This is a genomic window from Pseudomonas sp. CP-1, assembly GCF_021213715.1.
Classification (GTDB): Bacteria; Pseudomonadota; Gammaproteobacteria; order Pseudomonadales; family Pseudomonadaceae; genus Pseudomonas; species Pseudomonas aeruginosa.
Map to the genome: position 1 here is coordinate 1 of NZ_JAJQKY010000028.1, position 22,055 is coordinate 22,055.

Consider the following 22,055-nt stretch of genomic DNA (forward strand, 5'->3'; position numbering starts at 1 on the left):
GTTTCCGGCGGCACCGACAACCACCTGATGCTGATCAGCCTGGTGAAGCAGGGGCTGACCGGCAAGGCCGCCGACGCGGCGCTCGGAGCGGCGCACATCACGGTGAACAAGAACGCCGTGCCGAACGATCCACAGAGCCCGTTCGTCACCTCCGGCATCCGCATCGGCACCCCAGCGGTGACCACTCGCGGTTTCCGCGAGGGCGAGTGCCGAGAACTGGCTGGCTGGATCTGCGACATCCTCGACGATATCGACAATCCCGAGGTCGGCGAACGGGTCAGGGGCCAGGTCGGCGAATTCTGCCGGCACTTCCCGGTCTACGCTGATTGAACAGGAACGCCGCCGTGGTGGCGGCCAATCCGCAAGCGGAGACGAGCATGTCCCTGAGTGTCTTCGATCTGTTCAAGATCGGCATCGGGCCGTCCAGCTCCCACACCGTGGGGCCGATGCGTGCCGCTGCGCGCTTCGCCGAGGGGCTGAGGCGCGAGGGGTTGCTGGAGGCCACTGCCAGCGTCAAGGTCGAGCTGTACGGCTCGCTCGGCGCCACCGGCAAGGGCCACGGCAGCGACAAGGCGGTACTGCTCGGCCTGGAGGGCGAGCAGCCGGACACGGTGGATACCGCCGCGATTCCCGCCCGGCTCGATGCCATCCGTTCCAGCGGCGAGCTGCGCCTGCTCGGCGAGCGGCCGATCCGCTTCGTCGAGAAGGAACACCTGGCGCTGATCCGCAAGCCGCTGGCCTACCATCCCAACGGCATGATCTTCCGTGCCTTCGACGCCGCCGGCCTGCAGGTCCGCAGCCGCGAGTACTACTCGGTGGGCGGCGGTTTCGTGGTCGACGACGAGGCCGCCGGCCTCGACCGCATCGTCGAGGACCGCACGCCGCTGGCGTTCCCCTTCAAGACCGCGCGGCAACTGCTCGACCATTGCGTCCGCGAAGGCCTGTCGATCAGCCAGTTGATGGCCGAGAACGAGAAGGCCTGGCGCCCCGCCGAGGAAACCCGCGCCGGCCTGCTGCGTATCTGGCAGGTGATGCAGGATTGCGTCGAGGCCGGCTGCCGCAACGAGGGCATCATGCCCGGCGGACTGAAGGTCAGGCGCCGCGCGGCGGCGCTCCACCGCCAGTTGTGCCAGCGGCCGGAGGCCGGCCTGCGCGACGCCCTCAGCGTGCTCGACTGGGTCAACCTCTACGCCCTGGCGGTGAACGAGGAGAACGCCAGCGGCGGCCGCGTGGTGACCGCGCCGACCAACGGCGCGGCGGGGATCATTCCGGCGGTGCTGCATTACTACGCGCGCTTCATCCCCGGGGCCGACGACGACGGCGTGGTGCGCTTCCTGCTCACCGCCGCGGCGATCGGCATCCTCTACAAGGAAAACGCCTCGATCTCCGGCGCCGAGGTCGGTTGCCAGGGCGAGGTCGGGGTGGCCTGCTCGATGGCCGCCGGGGCGCTCTGCGAAGTGCTCGGCGGTAGCGTGCAGCAGGTCGAGAACGCCGCCGAGATCGGCATGGAGCACAACCTCGGGCTGACCTGCGACCCGGTTGGCGGGCTGGTCCAGGTGCCCTGCATCGAACGCAACGCGATGGCTTCGGTGAAGGCCATCAACGCGGCGCGCATGGCCCTGCGCGGCGACGGCCAGCACTTCATCTNCATCGAACGCAACGCGATGGCTTCGGTGAAGGCCATCAACGCGGCGCGCATGGCCCTGCGCGGCGACGGCCAGCACTTCATCTCTCTCGACAAGGTCATCCGCACCATGCGCCAGACCGGCGCCGACATGAAAAGCAAATACAAGGAAACCGCGCGCGGCGGCCTCGCCGTGAACATCATCGAATGCTGAACCGCGCCGCTGCGCCGGCGCTTCTTTTTTCTTTCCCGACAATCGATCGCGGCTCTCCGGCAGACAGGAGGCCGGGATGCCATGGAGTGAAACATGACCGCAGAAACCCTCGCCAAGACGCCCCTGCACGCCCTGCACCTGGAACTGGGGGCGAAGATGGTGCCCTTCGCCGGCTACGACATGCCGGTGCAGTACCCGGCCGGGGTGCTCAAGGAGCACCTGCACACCCGCGAGCACGCCGGTCTGTTCGACGTCTCGCACATGGGCCAGATCCGCCTGGTGGGCGCCGATGCGGCGCTGGCCTTGGAAAGCCTGGTGCCGGTGGACATCCTCGACCTGCCGGTGGGCCAGCAGCGCTACGCGTTGTTCACCGACGAGCAGGGCGGGATCCTCGACGACCTGATGGTGGCCAACCTCGGCGATTGCCTGTTGCTGGTGGTCAACGCCGCCTGCAAGCACCAGGACCTGGCGCACCTGCGTCGTCACCTGGAGGGCCGTTGCAGCGTCGAGCCGCTGTTCGAGGAGCGTGCCTTGCTCGCCCTCCAGGGACCGGCGGCGGTGCGGGTGCTGGAGCGCCTGGCGCCGCAGGTGGCGCAGATGACCTTCATGCAGTTCGCCCGCGTCGAGCTGCTCGGCCAGGACTGCTACGTCAGCCGCTCCGGCTATACCGGCGAAGACGGCTACGAGATCTCCGTGCCCGCCGCCCATGCCGAGGCCCTGGCGCGGCGCCTGCTGGCCGAGCCGGAAGTGGCGCCGATCGGCCTCGGCGCGCGCGACTCGCTGCGCCTGGAAGCCGGCCTGTGCCTCTACGGCCACGACATGGACAGCGCCACCACGCCGGTCGAAGCCAGCCTCGGCTGGGCCATTTCCAAGGCGCGTCGCGCCGACGGCGTGCGCGCTGGCGGCTTCCCCGGCGCCGAGCGGATCTTCGCCCAGCAGGCGCAGGGCGTTGCCAGCAAGCGCGTCGGTTTCCTGCCGCAGGGGCGGATGCCGGTGCGCGAGGGCGCCGAGATCGTCGATGCCCAGGGCCGGGCGATCGGCAAGGTCAGCAGCGGCGGTTTCGGTCCGAGCCTCAACGCGCCGTTGGCCATGGGCTACGTGCCGAACGAACTGGCCGGCCTGGGCTGCGAGGTGACGGCGATGGTGCGCGGCAAGCCGGTGACCCTGGTGGTCAGCAAGATGCCCTTCGTGGCGCAGCGCTACTACCGCGGTTGAGCCCTGGCCCTCTCTCGCTTCGGCGGGAGAGGGCGGCGACCGGCCTCACGGGTGTTTCGGCCGCTGCCGTTGCAGGCCCAGCTTCTTGGCCCGGTGGAATACCGCCGCGCGGGTCTTGCCGGTCTGCTGCGCGCACCATAGCGAGCCGCGCTGCTGGTAGTGCTGGCGCAGCAGGTCTTCCTCGGACTTGCTCCAGATCGCATTGTTGCGGTCGCGCCCGCTGTGCGGGGAAAGCTCCTCGGCCTTGCTGGCGACACTCTGGTAGCTGCGGCCGAGCATGTAGGCGCACCAGGCCAGGCTGCGCTTGCTGCCGTGGCGGCGGATGAACTCGACCTCTTCGCTGGACCAGGCGGCCGGTGCCTTCGGCGGCGCCTTGCGGTCCAGCGAGCGGGCGAGGGCGGCGCGGGCGCGCGCCACCGCCTGGTCGCCGGGATTGTTGCGGCGGGTCACGCCGAGGGCGCGGCGCCAGCGCCCCACCAGGCTCGGACTGAAACCCCACCAGAACTGCACCGACTCGGCGCATTCGGTACGTACCGCGCGCAGCAGGTCGCCGCAGAGGATCGGCGAAGGGCGGCCGCTGCGCTTGCGCGTCGGCCAGCGGAACAGGCCGTCGGTGAAGCCGCCGACTTCCACGGCGCCTTCCAGTTCGTCGACCAGCCAGTCGCCGGGGATCACCAGCGGGCTGGTGTAGGGCGCGCCGAGCAGCAGGTGGTTGATGGTAGCGACAGAGGTAGGGGTGTCTGCAGTCATGGGACGATCCTTGCTGATACCGGGCCAGCTGGGCTGGCCATATCCCTGAGAGCGGCGTCGCTGCGGCGTGGCGGGCGACGGCGCGTTCGCTTCCCGTGGTTCGGGCGGTCTTCCGGCGGAGGGCGACTGCCTGTCGCGCCTCCTTGGGAATGGGCTGGAGGCCGTGCTCATGGACGGGCTCCACGATAGATGCGCCAGGCCAGCCGGCCGGGACGGGCGGCGATCGCCGCGTCCACCTCGATGCGCGGCAGGTCCAGCGGGTCGCAACGGGTATCCACCAGGCCATTGCGCGCGCCGAAGGCGAAGCGGTAGCCAAGCCGGCCGAGGGTGGCGCGCAGGCCGGGTTGCGCAGGCGTCGCGGCGGGCGTGGCGCGAGCTTGGCAGAACACCGGCAGAGGGGCGGCGCAATGCTGCTGGAGCTGGCGGTGGGCGCGGCCGAGACAGTCCTCGGCGCAAAGGCCTGTCGCTGGGTGCGGGTCCTGGCCGTGCAGGCCGAAGCGAACCAGGCCGCTGTTTTCCAGGCGGCGGACCCGTTCCCAATCGCCCGCGCCGTACGCCGCGGGGTCCGTGCAGGCCGCGCGCAAGGCCTGCTGCGAAGCCGGGTCGAGGCGTTCCAGCTTGCGCAGGAGGAGGTCGAGGCTACGGCTGCGACGCTGGTCGTCGCCGGTGCGTTCGAGCACCCGCATGAGCGCAGCGCCGCCGTAACGCTCCAGCAGTTCCAGCAATGGCTCGGCGGCAGCCGCATCGGCCTGCCAGAGGGTGTCGGCGACCGCTTCGCGCCAACTGCGCGGGTCGCCGCCGATGAAGGCGCTCGCTGGCATTTCGTAGCGCTCCAGCAGCGGGTAGACCAGCTCGGCCAGTTCCGCAGGGTTGCCGTCGACGCTCAGGGCGATCCGCAAGCAGGCTGGAGCGGGGCTCTCGAGCAGGTGTTCCAGGGGCACGCAGAGGAAGTGCCGCTGTAGCCACAGCAGCAGGGTTTCCAGGCCCTGGCGGTCGAGGCAGCGCCCTTGCCGGTGCGGCAGGGCCGCGCGCCGGCGATCCGCGACTACCCGTCCCAGGCGCAGCACGATGCCGTTCTGGCGCAGCCGGCGCTGGCCCACGGAGGAGTTCAGGAACGTCATCCCGATCAGGCTTCGCATGGCATCCCCCGGCTCATCGACGATCCGTCACCGGCGATGGTTCCGCGTGCGCGGCAGGGCTTTCGCCAGCCTGTCCGGACGCTGCGCCGTGAACTCCGGCCCCGGCGGTCGATTCGGTCATGGGCGAGCCTCCTGGGTAATCCGCACAAACGTTTGCTGCGGCCACGCCAACGCGTGGCTCGAACCGGGGCTTGGCGGGGACCCGGCGGGTGTTCGATAAGGACTGCATGGCACCGGATAACGCTGCAAAGGATCGATGTGATTCTTTTTTGACGCTACCACAGTCGATAGTCGAATTATTGACGCTTTGCCGCTGTTATAAAACCGTCAGGCTATGCGAAAAGTCCTGCTGGCTACGCGTGGAGGCCCGGAGCGGCGTGCCTTTGAGGGGGAAGCGGGGGAGCCGGCAGGCCTATGCGGATTGGTTATAAGAAATCCGTTTCGAATGAAAATTGCCGACGAATGGTCGTTTGTGCGGATGTCCGGTGGTTTTTCCCGGCTGCTTAGAACCTTTCGGTTGGACGGGGGCTTGCCAAGTGGGTTGCCCCCAGTCTTTCGTCTTCCAGTCAAGAGCCTGGGGATGCAGACTGTTTTTCAAATCATGACAACTTCTTAACGCGCATTGTTATAAAGTTGCGGACGTTTGCGCCGGCCTGGCCGGCACCTTCGAGTTTTGCCTGGAGTGAAGATGAGAGTCGACCTGGACGCCGAGGGCGTCGCCGCCGAATCGCTGCCGCGTTTCCAGCAGGCGCCCCGGCAGTTGCGCCAGTTGTGGCGATGGGCAGCGGCCAGCGTCGCATTGGCCGCCGCCTGCGCCGTGCTGGGGTTCTTCATCGGCCTGTTCGCCGCCGACTCGCTCTGGCCGCCGCTGCTGTACAACCTCGGCGCGGCCTGGCTGGTTCTGTTCGCCGGTCTGCACGCGGCCTACCGGGTCGCGGCCTGGCGTTGCGTGGTCCTCGGCGCGGAGGCCAGCGCGCGGCCTGCCTGGCTGCGCTGGCAGCGGGGCGAACCCGACGCCGCCGCCGACAGCGCCTATGAACGGCTGCTGGAGCGCCTGGGCCAGGCCATCGCCCACGGCCTGGCCCAGCTCGGGCACGCTGCGCTGTGGCTGGCGGCGAGCGCGGCGCTGGCGTTGTGCCTGGTAGCCGCCGGCTGGCGTCTCGACCTGCCGCCGGCCAGTTCCGGGCAAGCGGCCGACCTCGCCATCGGGATCTGCCTGCTGCTGGCCTTCGCGGTGCTGGTGCTGGAACGTCGCTTCGCCAGTCAAGGGCCGGCGCAGTGGCCGGAAGCCCCGGCCCTCGGGCAACTGGCGCGGGCGCTGATCGGTACCCTGGTGCTGGCCGCCCTCTGTCTGTTCCTGGCTCGCCAGGGACACCCCTGGGCCCCGCGCCTGGCGGTACTGCTCGGCCTGTTGCCGGCGGCGCTGGCGTTGGAGTTGCTGGGCAGGGCGATCCTGGCGATGTTCGCGCCGCAGCGTGCCGGCCTCGAACCGCGCCTGGTCGCCACCAGCCTGCTGGCCGACCTGTTGCGCTGGCCGCCGCGTCCCCTGCAGCGTCTGCAGCATGAGTTGCACCAGCGCTTCGGCATCGACCTGCGCCAGGTCTGGGCCTTCGGTTTCATGCGGCGGGCGTTCCTGCCGGTGCTGGCGGTGGTGTCGCTGAGCGGCTGGCTGCTCAGCGGCGTACGCGAGATCGGCATGGATGCACGGGGCGTCTACGAGCGCTTCGGCAAGCCGGTCGCGGTGCTCGGCCCCGGCCTGCACCTGGGGCTGCCCTGGCCGCTGGGGCGGGTGTTGGCGGTGGAGAACGGGGTGGTCCACGAGTTGGCCACCAGCGTCGCCGCCGGCGACGGCGGAGCCGAGCCGCTCGCGCCCGCCGAAGGTCCGGCCCCGGATAGCGCCAACCGCTTGTGGGACGCCTCCCACGTCAGCGAGAAATCGCAGGTCATCGCCAGCCTGGCCGACCATCGGCAGAGCTTCCAGATCGTCAACATGGACGTGCGCATCGTCTACCGCATCGCTCTCGACGACGCATCGGCGCTGGCGGCGACCTACCGCAGCGCCGACGTGCCGACGCTGGTGCGCAGCACCGCCAGCCGCGTACTGGTGCATGCCTTCGCCTCGCGGACCCTCGATGAGGTCCTCGGCGAGCAGCGCGCGGGCCTGGCCGAGCAGATCGGCCAGGCCGTGCAGGCCGATCTCGACCGCCTCGGCAGCGGCGTCGAGGTACTGGGCGCGGCGGTCGAGGCGATCCATCCGCCGGCCGGTGCGGCGAACGCCTACCACGCGGTGCAGGCCGCGCAGATCACCGCCCAGGCGCTGATCGCCCGCGAGCGCGGGCAGGCCGCCGCGCAGCGCAACGAGGCGCAACTACAGGCCAGCGTGGCGCACGACCGGGCCAGCGCGCAGGCCCGCGAGACCCTGGCCGCCGCGCAGGCCGCCGACCGGCGTTTCGCCGCCGAGCGGGAAGGCTATGCCGACGCCGGCCAGGCTTTCCTGCTGGAGGCCTACTACCGCCAACTCGGACGCGGCCTGGGCAAGGCCAACCTGCTGCTCATCGACCACCGCATCGCCGGCGCCGGCGCGCCGACCATCGACCTGCGCAGCTTCGGCCTCGGCCGCCTGGATTCCCCGTCTTCGTCCCGTCCGTCCGCCGCTCCGGCGTCCGCGGCCGGGCAATCCGCACCATGAGGAGAGCGCTCTTGAGCCTCGGTCACTCCCACTCGCACAGCCACCACGAGCATCATCACGATCACGATCACGATCACGATCACGGCCATGGCGCACAGGCCGCGCCGCCCTGGCGCCGGCTGCTGGTCGCCGCGCTGCTGGTGCTGTTCGCCGTCGCCGCCGCTTGCCTGGTGCAGGTGCGTTCCGGCGAGGCGATGGTCATCACCCGTTTCGGCAACCCGGCGCGGGTCCTGCTCGAACCGGGCCTGGCCTGGCGCCTGCCGTTGCCGTTCGAGAGCGCGATCCCGGTCGACCTGCGCCTGCGCACCACCTCCAGCGGCCTGCAGGACGTCGGCACCCGCGATGGCCTGCGGATCATCGTCCAGGCCTACGTGGCCTGGCAGGTCCAGGGCGACGCCGACAACGTGCAGCGCTTCATGCGCGCGGTGCGCAACCAGCCGGACGAGGCTGCCCGGCAGTTGCGCACCTTCGTCGGCTCGGCGCTGGAAACCACCGCCAGCGCCTATGACCTGGCCGACCTGGTGAATACCGAGGCGTCGCGGGTGCGTATCGGCGACTTCGAAGCGCGCCTGCGCGAACAGATCGACAATCAGTTGCTGGCGACCTACGGGGTCAAGGTGGTGCAGGTCGGCATCGAGCGCCTGACCCTGCCCAAGGTGACCCTCGGCGCCACCGTCGACCGCATGCGCGCCGAGCGCGAGACCATCGCCACCGAGCGTACCGCCGAGGGCCGTCGCCAGGCCGCGGAGATCCGTTCGGCGGCGGAGCGCGACGCCCGGGTGATCCAGGCCGAGGCTTCGGTGAAAGCCGCGGAGATCGAGGCCCAGGCACGGGTCGAGGCGGCGCGCATCTACGGCAAGGCCTACGCCGGTTCGCCGCAGCTATACAACCTGCTGCGCTCGCTGGACACCCTCGGCACCATCGTCAACGGCGATACCCGGCTGGTCTTGCGCACCGATGCCGCACCGTTCCGCGTGCTGGTCGACGGGCCGCCGGCGCTCCCCGCCGAAGCGCCGGCCAACGGGCGCCGGCCATGAGCGGCGAAGCGCGCGAGGGGCTGCGCAGCCCCTGGCTGCAGGCCGGACGCCTGGCGTTCCTCGCACTGTTCGGCGTGACCCTCCTGGCGGCGCTGGCCTGGGCGTTTTCCAACGTCCGCCAGATCGGCCCGGAGAACCGCGCCGTAGTGCTGCGCCTGGGCGCGCTGGAGCGCCTGGCCGGTCCCGGCCTGCTGCTGGCCTGGCCGCAGCCGCTGGAGCAGGTGGTGCTGCTGCCGTCCGCCGAACAGGTGATCGAACGCCGCGTCGAGGGCCTGCTGCGTTCCGAGCAGGCGCGTCGCGCCGATCTCGACGTCAGCCTGTCCAGCGACGCGCTGGCCGGCTCCGGCTACCTGCTGACCGGCGACGCCGGGGTGGTGCAACTGGACGTGCGGGTGTTCTACAAGGTCGACGACCCGTACGCCTACGTCCTCCAGGGCGCCCACGTGCTGCCGGCGCTGGACCGGCTGGTGGCGCGCAACGCCGTGCAGGTCTGCGCCGCGCGCGACCTGGACACCATCCTGGTGGCGCGCCCGGAGTTGCTCGGCAACGACAGCGCGGTCGCCGAGCGCCGCGAACGCCTGCGCGGCGACCTGGTGCAGGGCATCAACCACAGCCTGGCGGCGTTGGCCGCGGCCGGCAGCGGCCTGGGCATCCAGGTGGTGCGGGTCGACGTGCAGTCGAGCCTGCCGCGCAATGCGGTAAGCGCCTTCAACGCGGTGCTGACCGCCAGCCAACTGGCCGAGCAGAACGTCGCCAAGGCGCGCACCGAGGCGGAGAAACTCACCCAGGCCGCCACCGAGGGGGCCGACCGCACCCTGCAGCTCGCCCGCGCCGAGGCCGGCGAACGGCTGGCCCAGGCGCGCCGCGACACCGCCAGCATCGTTGGCCTGGCCCCGGCGCTGGGCGCGACCGATGCCGGCCTGCTCTGGCGCCTGTACCGCGAACGGGTGCCGGCGATCCTCGGCAAGGCCGGTTCGGTCGGCAGCGTCGATCCGCGCGACGACGGCCGCCTGATTCTGCAAGGCGGGCAGCCATGAGCCGCTGCCCGACGGTGCCCTTCGCGGGCTGTGAAACAATGGACGGACAAGCGAACGTGAAACGGCTACCCTGCGTCGGCATCAACCTTCGGTACGCGCTTCCGCCAGCGGAACGCGGCGCCGAGTCGAACAACCAGGCGAACGGGACGGGCAATGACGGCAGGCGGTATTCCATTCACGGGCAACGGTGCGCGGCTATCACCGGGCAGGGCCCTGCTGTGCGGGCTGGCGCTGTTGCTGTGCGGCGGCGAGGCGCTGGCGCGGCAGTTGCCGAGCGACATGCTGGTGGGCTTCGTGGCCAGCGCGCAGTACCCGGTCATCACCCTGAAGAAGCCCAAGCAGAGCCTGCTGCGCAGCGTGCTTACCCTGGGGCTGGGGAAGAAGACCGTCAGCTATTCGGTGGCGCCGTCGGTGCGCATCCGCACGGCGCAGAACCTGTTCATCGTCTATGGCCGCATGCCCCAGCTCAAGGGCAGTTTCGTCGGCCTGAAGAGCGACAACAACGGGCAGGTCAAGCAGATCTGGGAACTCACCGAGAAGGAAGCCCTGGACTACGTACGCCGGCCGGACGCGCGCTTCCCGCAATAGCCGCCGCGGCTCGCCCCGGGAGGTGCGCATGAGCGAGCCGTCCGCCCACGGCAGCCATGGCGGCTGCGCGCATCATCATCACCTGCCGTTCGGCGGCGGCCTGCTCAGCCGCGACGAGCAACGCCGCGCCGCCCGCCAGCTGAGCCTGGCGATGCTCGCCCTTGGCCTGTTGCTGCTCGGCCTGGCCTGGCGCTGGCTGGCGGCGGACCAGGCCGGGGTCAGCCAGATCCTGCTCGGTGTCGCGTCGCTGCTGGTGGCGCTGCCGGTGGCCCGCTCGGCCTGGGACAGCCTGCGGCATCCGAGCCTGCACGGCGTCACCGACCAGTTGATCGCGCTGGCCATGCTCGGCGCCTGGGCCAGCGGCGACCTGCTGACCGCCGCGCTGCTGCCGATCATCATGATCTTCGGCCATGTGCTGGAGGAGCGCAGCGTGATCGGCTCCCAGGAGGCCATCGCCGCCCTCGGCGAGCTGACCCGCAGCCATGCCCGGCGGATCGAGGCCGACGGCAGCCTGAGCGAGGTGGACAACGCCAGCCTGCGGGCGGGCGACCAGGTGGAAGTGCGCGCCGGTGACCGGGTTCCGGCCGACGGGCGGGTCCTGCAAGGCCAGGCCAGTCTCGACACCGCGCCGATCACCGGCGAGTCGGTGCCGCTCGAGGTGGCGCCGGGGATGGAGGTCTACGGCGGCGCGATCAACCTCGACGGCCTGCTGCGCATCGAGATAACCCGTACCGGCGAGGCCTCGACCCTGGGCAAGGTGATCGGCCTGATGCAGCAGGCCGAGCGCGCCAAGCCGCCGATCACCCGCCTGCTGGAGCGCTACGCCGGGCAGTACATGTTGCTGGTCTTGCTGATCGCCGCGGTCACCTGGTTCGTCACCAACGATGCCCAGGCCATGCTCGCCGTGCTGGTCGCCGCCTGTCCCTGCGCCCTGGTGCTGTCCGCCCCGGCCACTGCCATCGCCGGGATCGCCGTGGCCGCCCGTCATGGCATCCTGATCCGCAGCTCGGCCTTCCTCGAGGAACTGGCGGACCTGACTTCGCTGGTGGTCGACAAGACCGGCACCCTGACCCACGGCAGCCTGCGTCTGCAGGCGCTGCGCCTGGCCGATGCCGCCGAGGAGGCGTCGGTGCTGCGCCTGGCCGCCAGCCTCGGCGCCGCCAGCAGCCATCCGGTGAGCCGAGCGCTGGCGGCCCTGGCGGCGCACGATGCCTATCATCCATTGAGCGATATCCGCGAACGCCAGGGGTTCGGCGTGGTCGCACGAACAGCGGCGGGCGAAGCCGCCCTCGGCCGGCCCGAACTGTTCCAGCAACTGGGCATCGACGCCGGCGAGGTGCCGGCGCACGAGGGACCGATCGCCGGAATCGCCCTGGACGGGCGCTTCCTCGGCTGGCTGCTGCTGGCCGACAGCGTACGCGCGGAGGCCGCCGAGGCCCTGGCCGATCTGCGCGAACTGGGTCTGGGCCGGCAACTGTTGCTGACCGGCGATCGCCAGGCGGTGGCCGACGCCGTGGCCAAGCAGGTGGGGATTCGCCAGTTGGTGGCGCAGGCGTTGCCGGAGGACAAGTTGCGCCAGGTCGGCGCGGAGATCGGCAGCGGTTTCCGGCCGATGGTGGTCGGCGACGGCATCAACGATTCGCTGGCGCTGAAGGCCGGTGTGGTCGGGGTGGCAATGGGTGCCGGCGGCGCCGATATCGCCCTGGCCTCGGCGGATATCGTGCTGATCGGCAGCGACCTGCGCCGGCTCGGCACCTGCGTGCGGCTCAGCCGGCAATGCCGGCGGACCCTGCAGGTCAACGTGGCGATCGGCCTCGGCTGGACCCTGGCGATCGTCGCCGCGGCAGCCTTTGGCCTGCTCGGCGCGGCCGGGGCGATGGTCGCGGCGCTGCTGCATAACCTCAGCACCTTGCTGGTGCTGGGCAATGCCGGACGCCTGCTGCGTTTCGAGGAGCCCCTCGGGCAGCCCCGGCCGGCCGTGGAGAGACGCGAAGAGGAGGGTACACCGTGAGGCAGGCGCAAACGCGACGCAACGGCTGGCGCTGGCTGGCCCTGGCGGTCGGCACGCTGTCCGCGCTGAGCCTGGCCGAGGCGTCGATGGCGCGCTGGCCGGCGGGCTGGCAGGTCAGCGACCTGCCCGCCGCGCAGCCCGGCCAGGCCGGCGCCGGCCAGCGCCAGCGCGCGGTCAAGTTGCAGGCAGACGGCTCCCAGGCACTGGTGATGGAAGTGACGCGGATGCCCCTGCAGAGCGGGCAGGCAGTGAACCTGGAGAAAGTCCTCGGGCACATGCGCAAGCTGGTGCAGATCGAGTTCCTGCGCAACGGCCTGCAGACCGCCTGCACCTCGCCGCAGCCGTCCACCACCGGCGGGCTGGCGGCGCTGGAGACCACCTGCACCATTCGCCAGCGCGGCGCCGTGGTGATGAAGCAGACCTTGCTCACCGCGGCCGGCAAGACCTCGGCCTATTCGCTGTCCTATGCCGGCCTGGCCGAGGCCTACGACGCCAGCCAGGCGGAAATCCGCGCGGTACGGGAAAGCCTGCGCTTCGAGTGAGCGAAATCGGACGCGGTCGGGGCGGGGGCTGGAGTGTCGGCGGATAACGCCTGCGGCGCTATTCGCCCTACGGAGGGTTGCATTGGGGTAGGGCGGATAACCGCTTGCGGTTATCCGCCTTGCGTCTGTCGCGGATCATTTCTTCCCGGCGTTCTGCAGGATCTGCAGGGCCTGGGTGGTGGCGGTGATGCAGCCCTTGGTGTCGCCGCTGGCCTGGTCCTGCCTGGCCTTGGCCTGGAGTTCCTTGACCTCGGTGACCCGCGCACCGGTGACCGAGGTCTTGCCGCGTACGGCGAGGATGTCGTCCAGCTTCTGCAGGTTGGCGCCGCACAGGTCGGTGCTTTCGGCGGCTTGGGCGGTGCCGCCGAGCAGGGCGGCGGCGATGAGCAGGGTACGCACGATCATGGCAGTTCTCCTTTGTGGGCCGGGTGGCCGGACGGGGGAGAGACGACAGGCTCCTGGGAGTCTTCTCCGCATGCCCAGTATCTGACCGGAGCGTCGCCGGAATGGTTCGGTCGCTCAGCCGTTGCCCCAGGGCGGGATCGACAGCGCCTGCTGGAGATGCTGGATGAACGCCTTGACCTTCGGCGACATCGCCGCCGCCCGCGAATACATCGCGTAGATCACGTCGTCGAGTGGGCGCAGGCCGGGCGCGGCGTCCACCAGGCGGCCGTTCTTGAGGTCCTCGGCGACGATGAACAGCGGCAGCAACGCCAATCCCTGGCCGCGCAGGGCGGCGTCGCGCATGGCCTGGCCGTTGTTGCTGCTGAAGCGTCCGCGTGGCGAGACGGCGCGGGGCTTGGCACCGGGGAACGCCGGTTCGAAGGTCCAGACCTGGCTCGGCGTGGCGTTGTTGTAGCCCAGGCACTCGTGCTGCATCAGTTGTTCGAGGGTGTCCAGCGTGCCGTGGCGTTCCGCGTAGTCGGGGCTGCAGCAGACCACCCGCTGGCTGTTGGCCAGCGGCCGGGCGATCAGCGAACTGTCGTCCAGGCGGGTGACGCGGATGCTCAGGTCGTAGCCTTCCTTCTCGAAGTCGGTGAGGCGGTCGTCCATCTGCAGGACGATCTCCAGGCGCGGGTGCTGGCTCATGAAGTCGGCGATGATCGGCGACAGCCAGAGGGTGCCGAAGCTCATCGGGGTGACGATGCGCAATTCGCCGCACAGGTCGTTCTCGCGCAGGGCGACGATCTCCGCGGCGTTGTTGAGTTCCTGCAGCGAGGCCTTGGCGGCCTTGTAGAAGAAATGCCCGGCCTCGGTCGGCTCGACGTTGCGCGTGGTGCGATAGAGCAGGCGGACGCCGAGGCGTCGTTCGAGATCGCTGACGCGCTTGCTGATCACCGACTTGGACAGGCTCATGCGCTCGGCCGCCGACGTCACGCTGTTGAGTTCGGCGACGTTGAGGAAGGCTTCGATATCGTCGAAGCGCAGGCTCATCGGTGGGCCCACGATACAGTGGCAATCGCTCGACGCATTCTCGGCTCCTCCTGGTCGTTTTCCTTGGGCTTTCTATCCGCTTGATTCGCAAGCTAAATCGATCCAGCCCTGAGCAAGCTTACCCAATCGAAAGGCGCCGCAGCGTTCGTTCTCAGCGAAAACGGTTTTCGCCTGGACGCGCTACCGGGAAGGCCGCCGGGGCTTTTACCCTGTAGTCGCGACTCGTCGCTCCGTGGCCGACCGCACCTGCCCGCCCCCGTAGGCGGCCACGGATTTCCTTGCGCCTTCTAGACTGGAAGCGAACCCGCCGCATCAACCCCGAACGAGAAACCAGCATGTCGAGTCGCTTCATCGCCGCCTGGTCCGCGGCCAACCGTTGCCTGGAGGTGCGGGGCCGGGCATGGAAGGGCTGAAACTCTACGCCCGCTTGCTCTGGCGGCCGCCGCGGGAAACCCTGCTGTTCGCCCTGCGCACCGTCGCCGCCGGGCTGCTGACCCTCTACCTGGCCTTCCTCTTCGACCTGGAGCAGCCGAAGTGGGCGCTGATGACCGTGGTCATCGTCAGCCAGCCGCTGGCCGGGATGGCTCTCAAGCGCAGCTTCGCCCAGGTCGTCGGTACCTTCGCCGGCGCCGTGGTGGCGGTGCTGATCATGGCGCTGTTCGCCCAGCAACCGTTGCCGTTCTTCGTCGCCCTGGGACTCTGGCTGGCGCTCTGCACCGCCGGCGGCACCTTGCTGCGCTACACCGACTCGCACGCCTTCGTGCTCAGCGGTTTCACCGCGGTGATCGTCGCCGTGCTGTCGATTCCCGATCCGGAAAACACCTTCATGCTCGCCGTGGTGCGGCTCACCGAGACCCTGCTGGGCGTCGCCTGCGTGGCCCTGGTCAGCCTGCTCAGCGCGCGTCCGCAGGCGGTGGCGAAGGGCTACTTCGCCCAGGTCGACGGCCTGATCCGCAGTACCGCGCGGCACGCCGCGGCGGTGATCCGCGGCGACGAGGGCGACGAGTCATTCAACCAGCGGCAGATGCAACTGGTCGCCAGCATCACCGCGCTGGACGGCCTGCGCCGGCACCTCTATTTCGACGCGCCGAACCTGCGCCGCGCCGATGGCCTGGTGCAGTTGCTGGGCAACCTGCTGGTGCTGATGGCCTCGCGGCTGTTGCTGCTGCGCCAGCATCGCCTGCTGGTGCGGGCGCACTGGGTCGGGCCGTTGCCGGCGGATATCCAGGCGCTGCTGGATCGTGCGCTGCGGGTGCTGGACGCGCTGGCCGAGCAGGGGCGGGCGGTACCCTCCGAGGTGCTGGAGGAGTTCCAGGCGGTGCGCCAGGCCTTCGATGCCGCGGCGACGCGCGCGGAGTCCTACGACGAGGCGCTGAGCCCGGCGCTGCGCCCGCAGGTGGCGATCCTGCGCTGGGAATACGCGCGGCTGTTCCAGCGCCTGGGCGAAGTGCTCGAACTCAACGATGCGATCCAGTCCGGCCGCCAGGCCAGCAGTTTCTACCGCCGTGGCCAGGCGCAGGCGCTGCACCTGGACTGGGCGCTGGCCTCGATGAATGCCGTGCGCGCTTTCGTCGCCTTGTCCTGCGCAGCCTGGCTGTGGATCACCAGCGCCTGGAACGGCGCCCTCAGCAGCCTGCTGCTGGTCGGGGTGATGTGCTCGCTGATGGCGACCTTCCCGCGTCCGCTGCTGGCGGCGCAGAACTTCCTGCGCGGGCTGCTGCTGGCGATCCTGATCTCGGCGGCGCTGCTGTTCGTGCTGTTGCCGGCATCCGCCGACTTCGAGTGGCTGGCGCTGTGGATGGCGTTGCTGCTGTACGTGGTCGCGGTCGGCCTGAGCAGCCCGCTGAGCGCCGGGATCGCCATGGGCATCGGCCTGGAGACCCTGCTGATGGTGGCGCCGCAGAATATCGCGGTCTACTACAGCAACGCTTCGCAGTGGTTCGAGTTCGTCGGCGGCTTCCTCGCCGCGGCGGTCCTCGCCGTGCTGGTGTTCGCCCTGGTCTATCCGTTCCGCGCCGACCCGCGCCTGCGCCGGCTGCTCTACCTGTCGCGCCAGGACGTCGCGGAAATGTCGCGCTGCGAGGCCAGCGAGGCGCAGCGCTTCGCCTTCGAGACGCGGATGATCGATCGCCTGGCGGTGATGGTCGGCCTGCTGCCGGCGAGCCAGGAGCCGGCTTCGGCGGAACGTTTCCAGTGCGCCCTGGGCTGCGTGGTGATGGGCGTGGCGTTGAACCGCCTGCGCGAGCCGCTGCATGACGCCGGGGTGGTGCCGCTGGAGTTGCAGCCGCTGCTGGGCGAGGCGCTGCGCGAGGTCGCCGCCTACATAGCAGGCGGCGCGGACGCCCCGCGGCAGGACCTCGCCCTGGCCGCCCTGCGGCGTTTCGGCCGGGGCCTGGAGGCCTTGCTGGCGCAGCCGTCGAAGGACCTCGGGGCGACGCGGCAGCGCTTCATCATGAATGTCGCGGTACTGATCCTGCAGCAGTCGCTGCAACGCTATCGGACGCTGCTGGAGGAGGACCGCGGCGCACCGGCGGTCGTCGAAGAACCAGAAGAGGAGGGCGGACATGCCCGCTGATGTCGAGATCGGGGGCGCCTACCTGCCGCCGATCGCCCAGGCGCTGCTGCTGGCCTGGCTGATCCTGCTGCTGCTCAACCCGCTGTTGCGGCGCTTCGGCGTGTTGCAGCGGGTCTGGCACGAAGCGCTGTTCCAGGGCGCGTTGTACTGCGCGATCTGCGCCGGTCTGATCCTGTGGATGGGGGAGATGTCCCGATGAACCTGTTGCAAGGCAAATGGCCGCGCCTGGCCACCCTGCTGGCGGTGCTGGTGGCGGCGGCGCTGGTGTTCCTCGCCTGGGAACGCTACACCCGCACGCCGTGGACCCGTGACGCGCGGGTCCGCGCCGATGTGGTGACGCTGTCGGCGGACGTTTCCGGGCTGATCACCCGGTTGCCGCTGAGCGACAACCAGCCCGTGGAGAAGGGCGAGCTGCTGCTCAGCATCGATCCGGCGCGCTATGAACTGGCGGTGCTGCGCGCCGAGCGCGCGGTGAACGTGGCGCGGGCGGCGCTGGGCGAGTCGCGCGCGGCGATCGAGGCCAGCCAGGCCCAGTTGCGCCAGCGCCGCAGCGAGGCGCAGCGGCGCTCGGCATTGCAGAAGCGCTCGATGCTATCGGTGGAAGAGAACGAAAAGGCCCAGACCGACGTCAGCCTGGCCCAGGCCGAGTTGCTGAGGAACCAGGCCAGCCTCGGCCTGGCCCAGGCCAACGTGGAGCTTGCCGAAGCCGCCTTGCAGCAGGCCCGTCTCGACCTCGAACGTACCCAGGTACGCGCCCCGGTCAGCGGCTACGTGACCAACCTGCAGACCCGCGAAGGCGACTACGCCCACGCCGGGGTGCCATTGCTGGCGCTGGTGGACCGCGATTCGTTCTATGTCAGCGGATACTTCGAGGAGACCAAGTTGCCGGGCATCCGCGTCGGCAGCCGGGCGCGGGTGGAACTGATGAGCGGCGAGCGCTTCGACGGGCGCGTGCAGAGCATCGCCCATGCCATCACTGACCGGGAGAATGCCGAGGGCTCGCGCCTGCTGGCGAACATCAACCCGAGCTATACCTGGGTCAAGCTGGCCCAGCGAATTCCGGTGCGCATCGCCATCGATCCCGCCTATCGCCAGCGCAACACCTTGCGCGCCGGCGTGACCGCGACCATCCGGGTGCTGCCCGCGGAGGACACCGCGAAAGTCGATTCCGCGGCGCCCGGGACTGCCTTGCGGCCTTGAGTCAGGCCGAACCGGTCAGTCTGTGCCGGTCATGGCTCAGGGTTGTTCGCGGACGATTTCCGCCAGTTGCAGGATCAATCGCTCGTCAGCCTGGTTGCCGCTCTGCTGGCGGAATTGCCTGGCCTCCTCGCGGGCGCGCTGGAAGGCCGCATCGACGCTGGCCTGGCCATGGCTGTCGCGAATCCACAGGTAGAGGCCCATGACCAGGCTCTGCAGGGTGGCCAGGTCGCTGCTCTGGGCGTTCAGCGCATCGATGAGTTGCTGTTTGGAAAACGCTTGCATGGTTGATCTCCGATCAATGGCGCCGCAAGGGCGCGGTTCGCCCCGGCGGTCGCCGGGGTGCGCGGAGCATGTGGAAAGTGCGGAGAGGCTGGCCAGCTTAGGCCAAGTCATTCAAATGATTAGGGAATTTTCTGACTTTCAGTGACCTTTCGACTGTTTTCGACGGCGAGCGATCGCTACGTTTTCATCTAACCGTCACCAAACCGTCATGAAGACGCGCCTAGCATTCGCGGTATTTCGGCATGACGTGGAGAGCAGCGCATGGACTCCTATGGCGATACCTCGGGCCGCATCGGTCGCGACTGGCTCGATCGACACGACGAAGAGCTGGAGCAGGAACTGCTCGACGACGAGCTGAACCTGGACGAGCTGTTCGGTCCCGAGCAGGAGGATGCGCCCGGCGAATTGAGTCGGCGCCGCTATTTCCGCGAACTGTTCCGCCTGCAACGGGAACTGGTGAAACTGCAGAACTGGGTGGTGCACACCGGGCACAAGGTGGTGATTCTCTTCGAGGGGCGCGACGCGGCGGGCAAGGGCGGCGTGATCAAGCGCATCACCCAGCGCCTCAACCCGCGGGTCTGCCGGGTCGCCGCGCTGCCCGCGCCGAACGACCGCGAGCAGACCCAGTGGTATTTCCAGCGCTACGTCTCGCACCTGCCGGCCGGTGGCGAGATCGTCCTGTTCGACCGCAGCTGGTACAACCGTGCCGGGGTCGAGCGGGTCATGGGTTTCTGCAACGACGAACAATACGAGGAATTCTTCCGCAGCGTGCCGGAGTTCGAAAAGATGCTGGCGCGCTCGGGCATCCAGTTGCTCAAGTACTGGTTCTCCATCTCCGACGCCGAGCAGCACCTGCGCTTCCTCAGCCGTATCCACGATCCGCTCAAGCAGTGGAAGCTCAGCCCGATGGACCTGGAGTCGCGGCGGCGCTGGGAGGCCTACACCAAGGCCAAGGAAACCATGCTCGAACGCACCCACATCCCCGAGGCGCCCTGGTGGGTGGTACAGGCCGACGACAAGAAGCGCGCGCGGCTGAATTGCATCCACCACCTGTTGCAGCAGATGCCCTACCGGGAAGTTCCGCAGCCGCCGGTACACCTGCCGGAGCGCCTGCGCCACGCCGATTACGTCAGGCATCCGACGCCCGGTGAGATCATCGTGCCGGAAGTCTATTGATGGCCGTTCGGCCGGACGCCGGGCTGGACGGGTAAATTCGCGGCGGGATGCGACGTTACTCAGGCAAGCCCCACGAGTAGCCGGCCATGCTTCCGTCCCCAGCCTCCAGCCTGTCGTTTCCGTCGCCCCTCGAGCGCCGCGAGGCCGATCCATATGCCCGCTGCGACAGGCAGCGGCCTGCGTGCAACGAGTCGCACGAGCCGGCGCAGGAGCGTCCTGAACCTGTCGCGACCTGCGCATTCATCGAGGAGGAGCGCCGGCGTGGCGATCCCACGGGCTTGCTTTACGCCCTTGGGCCGCGGGAGCGGGGAGAGCCGGAGCGGGTGGCGGAGTGGTTGGCGGCGCTGGTCCACCATTTCTACCTGGACGGTCCCGTTGAGCCGCCGAGGACAACGCTGGGAAAGGAGCGCTGCGAAACCGCGCCGGGCCTTTGCCGCTGCTGCGGCCAACCCTTCGATTTTCGCCACAAGCGCGCGGCGCTGTTGCTGCTGGGAACCCATTTCGCCGCCAGGGCCGAGGCGCAGGCGGCGTCGGTGCGCCGCTACCGGCGCTGAGGAATGCTCGCCGCCGTCAGCGGCGGGCGCTGAGATGGGTGACGTTGTCGCCCTGGCGCTCGGCGGTGACCTTGCGGCAGTGCACCAGGGCGTCGCGGATCATGAAGTTGACCAGGGTCGGCGAGACGCCCAGTTCCTTGGCGATGTCCTTCTGCGGCACGCCGTGCAGGCGGTACATCTCGAAGGCGTAGCGGGTGCGCTTGGGCAGCTCGGTGAGGGCATCCGCGATGTGTTCGAGGGTCGCGTAGTTGATGTGCGAGGTTTCCGGCGAGGCGCCCTGGATCACCACGTTCAGGCCTTCTTCCTCCGGCCCCGAGTATTTCTGTTCGAGCGCCTGCTTGCGGTAGTGATCGATGGCCAGGTTGCGGACGATCTGGAACAGGTAGCTGAGCTGTGCCTTGAACGACGAAGTGATCTGCGGCGCCGACTGGAGCCTGAAGAACGCATCCTGGACCACATCTTCGGCTCGCGAGCGGCAACCGGTAATGCGGGCGGCGATCTTCACCAGGATCGTGCGGTTATCGACGAAAGCCTGGAGGAGCGGGGTATCGCATCTGCGGGTAGACAGTTGTTCCGACATGGAAATCACCTTGCTGCGGAGGGGGCTGCAGAGCACTGGCGGTGGGGGAGACCCACACATGGCGCAACAAATTATGTTGAATGATAATGATTGTCAATTACGAAGAAATAACCAATCTCACCTTTATTCGTGAATGGTCCGCATGCTGGCAAATAGCCGCTGCGAATGATGGAGGGGAGAAATTCTTCGGCGTTTCAGAAGGATGGCCGCGCCAATGTTGCAGTCATGCGTCGCAGACGAAATTTTTTTAATAATCTTTAGGAATCAGCTAGTTAGAAATAGGTATTGAATGCCTCGCGGCTCCTGCCGACGTTCCGCGCAAGAACTGCGCGAAGGCGCTGCGACAACCGTCCCCGGCTGCTCCATGGCGTACATCGCTATCGCCGATGCGGCGATAGCGCCGGGCACAACCCATCAGAATGGATAGGGGTTGGCGTCCTTTCGCGCAATGCTCCGCGGTTGCCCGGAGATTGCGGTTACATGCGCTAATTATTTGCCGTTGTTATCCGTTCCCCTCTGTGACAGCGCGGGCAGGTGCCCGGCGCCCCGGCGTGCGCAGCAGGAGACGGAAATGCCGATCGATCATGGGAAAGCGCTCTGCCCCGGACGAGGGCCACGACAGCGGCGCAAGGAGGTCGGCAGGTGAGCCCGGCCGTTTCCCTGCAATTGTTCTGCCTGCCTTATTCGGGGGCCAGCGCCACGCTGTTCCGCCGCTGGCAGCCCAGCCTGCCGGGCTGGATCCGCTTGTTGCCCCTGGAATTGCCGGGGCGCGGCCTCCGCTTCGGCGAGGCCCTGCATACCGATGCCGCCAGCCTGGTCGCGCAATTGGCCGGCGAGCTGCAAGGCACCCTCGACAGCGCTTCTCCCTACGCCTTCTTCGGCCACAGCCTGGGCGGGCTGCTGGCCTTCGAACTGGCCCATGCCATGCGTCGGCGCGGCCTCGAAGGGCCGCTGGCGCTATTCCTCTCCGGTGTATCCCCGCCCGCCGAAAACGATGTCAGCGGCTACCGGCGCGCCAAGGCCGACGCCGAACTGGTTGCCGCGTTGCGCGACTACCGGGGTACTCCGGAGGCCGTCCTCAACGATCTGTCGCTGATGCAGATGCTGTTGCCAGTGGTGCGAGCGGACTTTCTCGTCACCGGCAGCTACCGCTACCAGGCGCATGGGCCGCTGGACGCGGCGCTGCACCTGTTCGGCGGACGCGAGGACAGCCTGCGCAGCGCCGAGTTGCTCGGCTGGCTGCATGAGGCCGGGGGCGACTTCACCCTCGACCTGCTCGACGGGCAGCACTTTTTCATCCGCGAACAGCAGGGGCAGTTGCTGCGCCTGCTGCGTCGCTACGCCGGCCAGCATCTGCTGCGCTGGCACAAGGACAAGGTCCGGGGAAGCATGCGCGCCGCCAGTTGAG

General features: G+C 69.0%; 20 protein-coding genes and 1 pseudogene. 15 read left to right on the forward strand and 6 right to left on the reverse strand.

Going from position 1 to position 22,055, the window contains the following annotated elements; all coding sequences use genetic code 11:
* The 3 genes and pseudogenes from glyA to gcvT all read left to right on the forward strand — a co-directional run.
* A pseudogene (glyA, locus tag LT948_RS30605) lies at window positions 1-330 on the forward strand (serine hydroxymethyltransferase); the annotation flags it as partial.
* A gap of 47 nt (window positions 331-377) precedes the next feature.
* A complete protein-coding gene (locus LT948_RS30610; RefSeq protein ID WP_269670554.1) occupies window positions 378-1,838 on the forward strand; it encodes an L-serine ammonia-lyase in 1,461 nt (486 codons plus the stop codon).
* A 93-nt stretch (window positions 1,839-1,931) separates the two neighbouring features.
* Entirely contained in the window at window positions 1,932-3,053 is a 1,122-nt protein-coding gene (gene gcvT, locus LT948_RS30615; protein WP_033985277.1) for a glycine cleavage system aminomethyltransferase GcvT, read from the forward strand.
* A gap of 45 nt (window positions 3,054-3,098) precedes the next feature.
* Here gcvT and LT948_RS30620 read toward each other — a convergent pair whose 3' ends face one another.
* Together LT948_RS30620 and LT948_RS30625 are read right to left on the reverse strand one after the other, a co-directional pair.
* Window positions 3,099-3,974 carry a hypothetical protein gene (locus tag LT948_RS30620; RefSeq protein ID WP_031627916.1) on the reverse strand — a complete coding sequence of 292 codons (876 nt, stop codon included), beginning with the start codon at window positions 3,972-3,974 and terminating at the stop codon, window positions 3,099-3,101.
* Complete coding sequence (locus LT948_RS30625; RefSeq protein ID WP_033995075.1) at window positions 3,971-4,942, reverse strand: polysaccharide deacetylase family protein; 972 nt, start codon at window positions 4,940-4,942, stop codon at window positions 3,971-3,973. The genes LT948_RS30620 and LT948_RS30625 overlap by 4 nt, the downstream gene beginning before the upstream one ends.
* A gap of 688 nt (window positions 4,943-5,630) precedes the next feature.
* On the opposite strand from LT948_RS30625, the gene hflK reads away from it, so the two are divergent.
* From hflK to LT948_RS30655, 6 genes are all read left to right on the forward strand, one after another.
* A complete protein-coding gene (gene hflK, locus LT948_RS30630) occupies window positions 5,631-7,631 on the forward strand; it encodes a protease modulator HflK (protein WP_023114425.1) in 2,001 nt (666 codons plus the stop codon).
* Between the two features lie 11 nt (window positions 7,632-7,642).
* Window positions 7,643-8,668 (forward strand): protease modulator HflC, encoded by a 1,026-nt coding sequence (hflC, locus tag LT948_RS30635; RefSeq protein WP_003136343.1) that lies wholly within the window; start codon window positions 7,643-7,645, stop codon window positions 8,666-8,668.
* On the forward strand, window positions 8,665-9,705 hold the full coding sequence (locus tag LT948_RS30640) for an SPFH domain-containing protein (RefSeq protein ID WP_003113076.1): 1,041 nt from the start codon (window positions 8,665-8,667) through the stop codon (window positions 9,703-9,705). The genes hflC and LT948_RS30640 overlap by 4 nt, the downstream gene beginning before the upstream one ends.
* Before the next feature lie 153 nt (window positions 9,706-9,858).
* Window positions 9,859-10,293: a hypothetical protein gene (locus LT948_RS30645; protein WP_003089693.1), complete on the forward strand. Its 435-nt coding sequence runs from the start codon at window positions 9,859-9,861 to the stop codon at window positions 10,291-10,293.
* Between the two features lie 28 nt (window positions 10,294-10,321).
* Window positions 10,322-12,304 carry a cation-translocating P-type ATPase gene (locus LT948_RS30650; RefSeq protein ID WP_033995069.1) on the forward strand — a complete coding sequence of 661 codons (1,983 nt, stop codon included), beginning with the start codon at window positions 10,322-10,324 and terminating at the stop codon, window positions 12,302-12,304.
* A complete protein-coding gene (locus LT948_RS30655) occupies window positions 12,301-12,846 on the forward strand; it encodes a DUF4946 domain-containing protein (protein ID WP_003116899.1) in 546 nt (181 codons plus the stop codon). Before LT948_RS30650 ends, LT948_RS30655 begins: the two co-directional genes overlap by 4 nt.
* 135 nt (window positions 12,847-12,981) lie before the next feature.
* On the opposite strand, the gene LT948_RS30660 is transcribed toward LT948_RS30655, so the two are convergent.
* Together LT948_RS30660 and LT948_RS30665 are read right to left on the reverse strand one after the other, a co-directional pair.
* Window positions 12,982-13,251 carry a hypothetical protein gene (locus LT948_RS30660; RefSeq protein ID WP_003089681.1) on the reverse strand — a complete coding sequence of 90 codons (270 nt, stop codon included), beginning with the start codon at window positions 13,249-13,251 and terminating at the stop codon, window positions 12,982-12,984.
* 114 nt (window positions 13,252-13,365) lie between these two features.
* Window positions 13,366-14,280 carry a LysR family transcriptional regulator gene (locus tag LT948_RS30665; protein WP_003089677.1) on the reverse strand — a complete coding sequence of 305 codons (915 nt, stop codon included), beginning with the start codon at window positions 14,278-14,280 and terminating at the stop codon, window positions 13,366-13,368.
* A gap of 400 nt (window positions 14,281-14,680) precedes the next feature.
* Between LT948_RS30665 and LT948_RS30670 the strand changes: the two genes are divergently transcribed.
* Genes LT948_RS30670 through LT948_RS30680 form a run of 3 tightly spaced genes read left to right on the forward strand, consistent with a single transcriptional unit; the run spans window position 14,681 to window position 18,055 of the window.
* Entirely contained in the window at window positions 14,681-16,855 is a 2,175-nt protein-coding gene (locus LT948_RS30670) for an FUSC family protein (RefSeq protein WP_003102970.1), read from the forward strand.
* The gene (locus LT948_RS30675; protein ID WP_003102972.1) at window positions 16,845-17,054 is read left to right on the forward strand and encodes a DUF1656 domain-containing protein; all 210 of its coding nucleotides are present in this window, start codon (window positions 16,845-16,847) and stop codon (window positions 17,052-17,054) included. Before LT948_RS30670 ends, LT948_RS30675 begins: the two co-directional genes overlap by 11 nt.
* Window positions 17,051-18,055 (forward strand): HlyD family efflux transporter periplasmic adaptor subunit, encoded by a 1,005-nt coding sequence (locus LT948_RS30680; RefSeq protein ID WP_003116902.1) that lies wholly within the window; start codon window positions 17,051-17,053, stop codon window positions 18,053-18,055. Before LT948_RS30675 ends, LT948_RS30680 begins: the two co-directional genes overlap by 4 nt.
* Before the next feature lie 36 nt (window positions 18,056-18,091).
* Here LT948_RS30680 and LT948_RS30685 read toward each other — a convergent pair whose 3' ends face one another.
* The gene (locus LT948_RS30685; RefSeq protein WP_003089668.1) at window positions 18,092-18,337 is read right to left on the reverse strand and encodes a hypothetical protein; all 246 of its coding nucleotides are present in this window, start codon (window positions 18,335-18,337) and stop codon (window positions 18,092-18,094) included.
* 261 nt (window positions 18,338-18,598) lie between these two features.
* On the opposite strand from LT948_RS30685, the gene ppk2 reads away from it, so the two are divergent.
* A complete protein-coding gene (ppk2, locus tag LT948_RS30690; protein WP_003089666.1) occupies window positions 18,599-19,513 on the forward strand; it encodes a polyphosphate kinase 2 in 915 nt (304 codons plus the stop codon).
* Between the two features lie 86 nt (window positions 19,514-19,599).
* The gene (locus LT948_RS30695) at window positions 19,600-20,067 is read left to right on the forward strand and encodes a hypothetical protein (RefSeq protein ID WP_003113069.1); all 468 of its coding nucleotides are present in this window, start codon (window positions 19,600-19,602) and stop codon (window positions 20,065-20,067) included.
* Window positions 20,068-20,083: 16 nt separating this feature from the next.
* Here the strand turns inward: LT948_RS30695 and pvdS are convergent, their stop codons facing one another.
* Window positions 20,084-20,647 (reverse strand): pyoverdine signaling pathway sigma factor PvdS, encoded by a 564-nt coding sequence (pvdS, locus tag LT948_RS30700; protein WP_003113068.1) that lies wholly within the window; start codon window positions 20,645-20,647, stop codon window positions 20,084-20,086.
* Window positions 20,648-21,289: 642 nt separating this feature from the next.
* Here pvdS and pvdG point away from each other — a divergent pair.
* Complete coding sequence (pvdG, locus tag LT948_RS30705; protein ID WP_209364737.1) at window positions 21,290-22,054, forward strand: thioesterase II family protein; 765 nt, start codon at window positions 21,290-21,292, stop codon at window positions 22,052-22,054.
* Window position 22,055: the final 1 nt, after the last annotated feature.